At 62.6% G+C, this 7,997-nt stretch carries 7 protein-coding genes; 2 read left to right on the top strand and 5 right to left on the bottom strand.

Annotated features, from left to right (window positions below; all coding sequences use genetic code 11):
* Positions 1–70: 70 nt before the first annotated feature.
* Entirely contained in the window at positions 71–781 is a 711-nt protein-coding gene (locus tag LC334_RS17615; protein WP_085801505.1) for a maleate cis-trans isomerase family protein, read from the bottom strand.
* On the bottom strand, positions 774–1,217 hold the full coding sequence (locus LC334_RS17610) for an SRPBCC family protein (RefSeq protein WP_085801506.1): 444 nt from the start codon (positions 1,215–1,217) through the stop codon (positions 774–776). The genes LC334_RS17615 and LC334_RS17610 overlap by 8 nt, the downstream gene beginning before the upstream one ends.
* Positions 1,218–1,371: 154 nt before the next feature.
* Here LC334_RS17610 and LC334_RS17605 point away from each other — a divergent pair, with 154 nt between their 5' ends.
* Both LC334_RS17605 and LC334_RS17600 read left to right on the top strand, forming a co-directional pair.
* The gene (locus LC334_RS17605) at positions 1,372–2,862 is read left to right on the top strand and encodes a trimethylamine methyltransferase family protein (protein WP_176237731.1); all 1,491 of its coding nucleotides are present in this window, start codon (positions 1,372–1,374) and stop codon (positions 2,860–2,862) included.
* Positions 2,859–5,279: a GcvT family protein gene (locus LC334_RS17600; protein WP_085801508.1), complete on the top strand. Its 2,421-nt coding sequence runs from the start codon at positions 2,859–2,861 to the stop codon at positions 5,277–5,279. The genes LC334_RS17605 and LC334_RS17600 overlap by 4 nt, the downstream gene beginning before the upstream one ends.
* Positions 5,280–5,459: 180 nt before the next feature.
* Here the strand turns inward: LC334_RS17600 and LC334_RS17595 are convergent, their stop codons facing one another.
* The 3 genes from LC334_RS17595 to LC334_RS17585 are packed head-to-tail and all read right to left on the bottom strand — an operon-like array spanning position 5,460 to position 7,995.
* Positions 5,460–6,233, bottom strand: coding sequence for a LamB/YcsF family protein (locus LC334_RS17595; protein ID WP_085801509.1), 774 nt, complete (start codon positions 6,231–6,233; stop codon positions 5,460–5,462).
* Positions 6,233–7,258, bottom strand: coding sequence for a 5-oxoprolinase subunit C family protein (locus LC334_RS17590; RefSeq protein WP_085801510.1), 1,026 nt, complete (start codon positions 7,256–7,258; stop codon positions 6,233–6,235). Before LC334_RS17590 ends, LC334_RS17595 begins: the two co-directional genes overlap by 1 nt.
* Positions 7,255–7,995, bottom strand: a complete 741-nt coding sequence (locus tag LC334_RS17585; RefSeq protein WP_085801511.1) for a 5-oxoprolinase subunit B family protein — start codon at positions 7,993–7,995, stop codon at positions 7,255–7,257. The genes LC334_RS17590 and LC334_RS17585 overlap by 4 nt, the downstream gene beginning before the upstream one ends.
* Positions 7,996–7,997 lie beyond the last annotated feature (2 nt).

Here is a 7,997-nt window from a genome sequence, read left to right as displayed (position 1 = left end):
CTTGGTGGTTACGATGAGCCAGAAACCCTCCCTTATCAAATCGCCTCAAAATGTCCCATGAGCGCTGACGTCAGACATAGTAGTCAGCAAGGAGTTTGCCAAACCCTTCGATCGGATCACTGATGCCGACTTTCCGCAATGTCTGCCAATAGACCGCAATATTGCACGCCACGACGGGTTTTTTCAGCTCTGTTTCCAGCTCGTTGATCAGTCCAACAACTGGCAGCGCAGTACCCACTTGCAGAATAGCATCGCAGCCGGAACGCGCGACCTGATCGAACACCTCGCGGATCTTGTTCAGCGGCGTTTCACAGATCTCGGGCAAGGACGGCGCACAGGTGCCGCGAATATCGACAACGTCAAAACCTGCTGCCTCAGTGTTAGCTTTGACATGCTGGTCAATCTCGGGGCTGAACGGCGTAACGACACCGATCCGCCGCGCGCCAAGTGCCCTAAGCGCCTGGTGATCTGCGGCCGAAGCGTTCAGGACGGGAATGCCAACCGCATCCTCCAACTGCACACATCGGCGGGCCAGTTTCTCGACCCCGCCCGGACCGGCATCGGTTGTCAGCCCCACCGCAATCGCGGCAGGATTGCAATCCATCAACTTTTCGGCCTCGGAAATAAGATCGTCCGACACGTTGTCGCCACCCAGGCGAAAGCGCTGCATCTGGTTGGTCACGCCCTTGGGTCGCAACAACTCCAGCTCGGGCTGGACCACGGTATTCATGGCGGGTGTCATGACACCGATGATGGCGCGGGGGGCGAGAGTATCAGCCATTGCACTGTCCTTTCAGGCAAGCGTTAAGTCCAACCATGCCGCCGATATAAATATCATCACCGACGATGCGCTCCATCTCGGCCGCATCGGATGGCTCGCAATCGAAATGACTTTCCCAGATACCAAGTGTCTGACTGCTTGCGGTGATCGGGACGAACCGGTGAGTTGAGATGTAGCCGCGCACCGGCAGAGGGCTTTCGAGAATGTCGTAAGTGTAGAAATGTTCCAGGTCGGACAACTCGAGCAGCGTCTCGCGGAAGGCGGTACCATCAACGATATCCAGATGCCGGATACTGCCTGGCGCTGTCGCACTGCCCGTCTCTATCCGCGCAGATGTAACAGCGGGGTTCCACAGCTGCACGCCATCGAAGGCCCGCACCATTCGCCAGACGCTTGCAATCGGCGCCTCAAGGATCATGCTTCGGAATACATGCATGGCGGCTGTCTTCGCTCCGTTCTACGAAGCATGATACCGACCAATGATCACGGGTCTAGCCACATTCGCGACCTCCGCTGTCGCTTTCGAAGTAGCGCCGCTGCGGGATCACCGCTCCACTTGATGTCATATGCAAGTGCGGAGCTGTTGCCTGATGCCACGACGCGCGCGACAAGAAAAGATACCGGCTATCTCTTCCGCCGCCCCGATTGGTGGCCGCTATCAACCGTTGTCAGAGAGAAAGCGCGACGAGATCATCGAAGCCGCGTTTGTCATCCTCGAACAGGTGGGCATGGCTGACTGCCCGGAAAAAGCCGCCAAGATCGCTGGTAGCGCGGGCGCTAGAATTCGACATGATGGACGCGTCTGTTTCCCGCGCGCCATGGTCGTGGGCGCAATCACGCGCGCGGCAAAAACTGTCAACCTGCCGGGTTTCGTCGAAGATGCCGGGCTGAGTGTCGGGGGCGGGCAAGTGCATATCGGCACGGGCGGTGCCGCCGTTGAGGTGCCGGACGACGCGGGTGGCTTTCGGTCGTCAGCGTTGCCTGATCTTTATCGCATGATGGCATTGGTCGGACGTGCCGAGAACGTGCATTATGGCGTCCGGCCGCTAGTTGCGCGCGACATGGAGACGCCACTCGCTCTCGACATAAACACAGGATTTGCCTGTCTCAAGGCCTGCCCCAAACCCATCGGGATCAGTTTCGACAATGCAGGACATGTGGCGCCGGTGATACGGCTTTTCGATATCGCTTTGGGACGCGATGGCAGATTTCCGCATCACCCTTTCTGTTTTGGCGTGATCGTACATGCGGTTTCACCCCTGCGCTATGCCCCGGAGGGTGTCGAGATCATGTGCGCGGCGATCGAAGCGGGCATGCCCGTGCAAATCTGCACAGCCGCCCAGGCCGGGGCGACCAGCCCGGTGACCCTGGCCGGTGCGCTGGCGCAAGGACTGGCCGAGGCTTTGGCCGGTCTGATGATCACAGACCTGGTAAGGCCCGGTTTTCCGACCATTCTGGCGTTTATGCCTTTCATCAGCGACCTGCGGACCGGCGCGATGACCGGTGGTAGCGGTGAAGCGGCGGTGGCGAACGCAGCGGCGGCACAGCTGTTGCTGCATCTGGGGCTACCCTCGACCGTCTCTGCCGGGATGACGGATGCCAAGATCCCCGATGCGCAGGCCGGATACGAGAAGGGTTACACCATCGCCCTGGCGGCGCAGGCCGGGGCGGATATGATCAATCTAAGCGTTGGCATGTTGGGGTCAATCATGGTGGCGTCGCCCGAGGCACTGGTGATCGACAATGATATGTGCGGGGCCATCCTGCGGTCGGTGCGCGGCGTGGAACTGACAGAGGACGGGATTGATCTGGAAATGATCGAGGCGGTCGCAACCGGTCCGGGCCACTATCTGGGCGAGGCACAGACGCTGGCGCGCATGAAGACCGAATATGTCTATCCGGTGCTGGCCGACAGGCAGAGCGTACAGGACTGGCAAGAGGCTGGCCGGCCCGATCTGATCGAACGCGCCCGCCTCCTCGCCCGGCAAATGACCGAAAAGCCGCCGGATCACCTGCCCCCCGAGCGGGAGGCGGCAATACGGTCCGAATTCGATATCAGATTGCCGGAGGGCCAGCCTTGAAAACCCATGCCCGCGTGGTCGTGATCGGTGGTGGTGTGGTGGGTTGCGCAATCCTTTATCATCTGGCGCGGGCGGGCATATCAGACGCCGTTCTTCTGGAGCGGGACGAGTTGACATCCGGATCAACCTGGCACGCAGCGGGCAATATCCCGACCTATGCCACCTCGTGGCTGGGTATGCGCGCTGGCAACTATGCATGGCAGCTTTACAAGGATCTGGGCGAGCGCGTTGATAGCCCGATCACCTACCGCCATACCGGCGCATTCTGGCCCGCCCATACAACTGAGCGCATGGAACTCTTCGGCCATATCGAGGGGATTGCCCGAAGTGCAGGGTTCGATCTGCACCACCTGAGTCCTGCCGAAATGGACGCGATGCATCCGTTCTGGACACCCGGGAAGACGGTGTTGGGCGGGATCATGGACCCCTACGAAGGCGATATCGACCCCAGCCAGCTAACACAGGCGCTGGCCAAGGGTGCGCGTGATCTCGGCGCGAAGATCAAGCGCTTTTCGCCCGTCACCGGGATTCGTCAAAAGCCATCCGGCGAACGGGTCGTCTCGTCAGTCAATGGCGAGGTGACGGCAGAGATTGTGGTCAATGCCGGAGGCTTCTACGGCGCAAAGATTGCGGCGATGGCGGGTCTTGCCGTCCCGGTCGTGACGCTGGAGCACCAGTATCTGGTCACCGAACCTCTCGCCGAGCTTGAAGCGCACACCGGTGTCTTCCCGCTGGTCCGCGATCCCGATATCCGGTTCTATCTGCGGCGCGAACGAAATGCATTCCTGTTGGGGTCTTATGCACATGCTGGCCGACCGGCCTGGGCAGACACCGGGCCGCCGGATAATTTCGCCCATCAGCTTTTTCCCGACAGCGTCGAGGATATTCTCGAGGTACTGGAAGATACGATCGCCCATGTGCCCTTGCTGGCCGAGGCCGGGGCGCAACGTTTCGTGAACGGGCCGATTCCCTATGCACCGGATGCGCTACCCCTGGTAGGGCCCGCCGCGGGCGCCCGCAATTTCTATCACGCAACCGGTGTGCAGATAGGCATCACCCATTCGGCAGCTATCGGCAAGGCAATCACCGAGTGGATAACCGAAGGTGAAACCGAGTGGGATCTTGCGGCCTGGGATCCGCGCCGCTTCGGCGACTGGGCGACACCCGACTACGCCCATGCCCGCGCATCTGAGCATTACGACCTGCAATACGCCGTTCCCTATCCGCACCGGAATATGCAGTCAGGCCGCCCGGTGCAGCGCACACCTCTCTTTGATCGGTTGGTAGAAAGCGGTGCAATCATGGGGCAGATCGGTGGGTGGGAGCGTGCCTTCTGGTTCAATACTGCCCATGCACCGGATGTTAACCGCTTGGATTATCACGAAGAACCCTGGCATGCGCCCGTGCGCCGCGAATGCGAAACGGTTCGCGACGCAGTCGGCCTGATGGATCATGGCGGGTTCACCAAATATACTGTCACCGGACCTGGCGCCGCAGAATACCTGAGCCATGTCTTTTGCGGAAAAATGCCAGCGATTGGACGCATAAAGCTTAGCTACATGCTGACGCCGAAGGGGCGCATCTGGTCTGAGGCCACGATTGCCCGGCTCGCCGAACACCACTTCCTGCTCTGCGGCCCCACATTGACCGATCAGCGGGATTTCGACTGGCTGGCGGCGCATCTGCCCGAAACCGGCGTCACCCTGACAAAGGGATGCGAGCATGACGGCGCGCTTTTGCTGATGGGACCTCGATCACGCGATGTGCTGGCCACGCTCACGGATGCCAATCTGTCGGCAGCAGCCGCACCCTGGCTGTCGGTGGCCCGAATCCGGGTCGCCGGGGTGGCGCTGTGCGCTATGCGGGTGTCTTACGTGGGTGAACTGGGCTGGGAATTGCATGCTGCCAGCGCGGACCTGCCCGTGCTTTACGAGGCGATCATGGCAGCGGGAAAGCGATATGGCATATGCCAGTTCGGCTCCTACGCTCTGAACGCCATGCGCATCGAAAAAGGATACCATGGATGGGGCGCGGATTTCGGCACCGAGTACACTTTGTACGATGCGGGGCTGAGCGGATTTGCGGATTTGGAGAAGGGCGGCTTTATCGGTCGTGATGCGCTGCTGGCACAATCAGATTGCCCGGCAGAGTGGGAATGGGTGGGGCTCGAACTCCTCGACCATTCGCCCGACCCACTACCGGCAGAACCGATCATCCAAGCATCAGAGGTGATCGGCTATATGACCTCGGGAACGCGTGGGTTTCGTACGGGGAAAGTACTGGCCCTGGGCTACATACGCCGCGGCACGTTGGGTATGGGAGATGAATGCAGCCTATGTGTGCTAGGTGAGGAAAGTCGCGCCCGGCGTGTCAATCCGTGCCAGTACGATCCTCGCAACCTGATACAAAGAAGCTGACCGGCATTTGCTTGCGTTGGCGCCTATCAAAACCAAGGCGATCAGCGCTTGCCGCAAACACCCGGGAGTTCACGGAAATTCTCGGCGAAGTAGCTACATTGCGGGTGCTTACATGACGTTCACCTACGCGCTTGCAGTAGGGTCAACGTCCTCTAGATTTGTCCTGCGTCCCGAACGGCCCTAAATCGGAGTGCCCTTGGGTTGCGACAGGACGATTCCATTCTCTGTCAGCAACTTGCGCACCGCCAAGGCGATTTCGATAGCCTCAGGCGTGTCCCCGTGCAGGCAGATGGTATCAATGCGCGTCGGGATATGTTTGCCGCTTTCGGTGATGATCGCGCCCGCTTGTATCATCTTGAGCATCCGTTCGGCGGCCAGTTCCTCGTCGTGAATGACGGCGCCGGGTCTGCTGCGGTCCACAAGCGTTGCATCGTCATTATAGGCCCTGTCGGCGAAAATCTCGCAGGCCGCGAGGCAGCCAAGCTCGGACGCCGCTTCCTGCTGGGCGGTACCGGCCAGCACCATGATGATGATCTCCGGCGCGACCGAGAGCGCGGCGCGGTAGCAGGCCAGCGCCATCTGCCTGTCCTCGGCGGCCATGTTGGCCAGCGCGCCGTGCAGTTTCAGATGCCTGACTTCGGCGCCTTCGGCCCGGGCCATCGCCTGCGCCGCGCCAAGCTGGTAGCGCACGAGGTTGGCAAGGCTTTCCAGCGGCACATGCATGCGCTGGCGGCCAAAGCCCTGCAGGTCGGCAAAGCCCGGATGCGCGCCGATGCCGACGCCGCGTCTGGCCGCCGCGCGCATGGTCGCGGCCATCACATCCCAGTCGCCCGCGTGAAAGCCGCAGGCGATGTTGGCCGAGGTCACGATATCCAGAAGCGCCACGTCATCGCCCATCGACCATGCGCCAAAGCTTTCGCCCATATCGGCGTTGAGATCGACCGTCATTGTCATCACATGCCCCTTTCAAGGTCATCACCAGCGGTCACGCCGCTGATCAGTTGATAGGCGAGCAGATCATGCATCGTCCCGGGATCGCGCACCAGAGGGCGCAGGTGATTGCGCAGCGTTCTGATATGGCTGGCGGCGCGGCGTTCGGCCTCAACCGCCTCGTCCAGGGTCACGAATGTGTAGCGCAGCGTGTCACCGGGGCGGGCCTGGGCCACACGCGGCAGATCGCAGGGCAGGACCGAGCCGATGCGGGGATAGCCGCCAGTGGTCTGGCATTCACTGAGCAGCACGAAGGGGCTGCCATCGCCGGTGATCTGGATATCGCCGGGGGTGATGACCTCGGAGAGCACGCTGAGCCCGGCCTCGCTGTGAAAGCCCTCGCCATCGCATAGCAGACGCACCCCCATCCGGTTGCCTCTTGTGTCGCGGCGAAAACCCATCGACGTGAAGCGCTCGCGTTCAGCCGGGCTGAAAAAACCGGTCTGCGGGCCGGGCACAACGCGGATCGTGCCGCCTTCGAACCGGGAGGGGACATCGAGTAGCTGGCCGGTGTCGCCGGGGCGCGGATCGGGAGCGACGGGCAGACGGGAACCGGGCGCAAGCGGCGCACCAATCCCGGCGGCCAGATGGGCGCTGCGCGCGCCAAGGATGCTCGGCGTCGCCAGCCCGCCGCCCAGATGCAGATAGCCATAGCTGCCGCTTTCCGCCGCGCCGATGCTTAGCCGCGCCCCGGCGGGCAGCGCGTGGCTGGCGTTCCAGACGATCCGCGCGCCGTCTATACTGGCCCGCATCGGCGCGCCGGTGAGGGCGATGCGCATGTCTTTCGTGACCTCGAACTCGCCGCCCATGCCGGGCATTTCCAGCGCGGCGCAGGCGGTATCCTGGCGCAAAAGCGCCGCCCCTTCGGCCAGCGCCAACCGGTCGGCGGCCCCGCCGCGCGACAGACCGTCGGCCAGATGGCCGGGGCGACCGGCATCCTGCACGCTGGTGCCGGGGCTGGCGCGATGCACGATCAGCGCCCGGGTCATGGCAGCACCTCGGAGGTGGCGCCGCCATCGGGGTCGTTGTTGCGCATGTTTTCCAGCTTGTCGGGGGTCGTGGAGGTGAACAATACCTCGTCCCCGGGGCGCAGAAGAAACGGCGCATCCGCCTCGGGCCGGAACAGGCGAAATGCCGTCTGGCCGATATGGCGCCAGCCGGTGGGCGTGGTCACCGAAAACAACACAAGCTGACGTATGGCGACCACAAGCGCGCCCGCGGGCACATTGTCGCTGAGCTTGGTCTGGCGCGGGATGTCCCAGCATTCGGGCAGTTCGCCCAGATAGGGCTGGCCGGGGGCGAAGCCGATGGTCTGCACCCGGACCCGCGTGGCCGAGATCGAGGCGATCGCCTCGTCCCGCGTCAGCCCGGCGGCAGAGGCGGCCTCGTCCAGTTGCGGCGCCTGATCGGTGCCGTAGACCGTGGGGATGCGCCAAAGCCTGCGGCCCTCGGGCAGGCTGGCCGTGGTCCAGTCGCGGGTGGACAGGAGCTTTTCCAGTCGGTCGCGCAGCGCCGCATGGGTCTGGCTCATCAGATCGAAGCGCAGATAGGCCGAGGTGAGCGAGGTCGAGGTCTCCTCGACCCCCGCCCAGCCCGCCTGATCCAGCGCCGCGCGGAAGGCAAGCGCGGCGCGGTTGGCAGGCTCACTCAGCCGATCGCCGAAGCTGATCAGGAAGCCGTCGACGCCAAGTGTCGCGATCCGGGGCCATTGGGGCGCCGCAGACATGA

It is taken from the genome of Roseovarius aestuarii, assembly GCF_019966515.1.
In the GTDB taxonomy this organism is placed as follows: domain Bacteria; phylum Pseudomonadota; class Alphaproteobacteria; order Rhodobacterales; family Rhodobacteraceae; genus Roseovarius; species Roseovarius aestuarii.
This window is presented reverse-complemented; position numbering and strand designations above follow the sequence as displayed.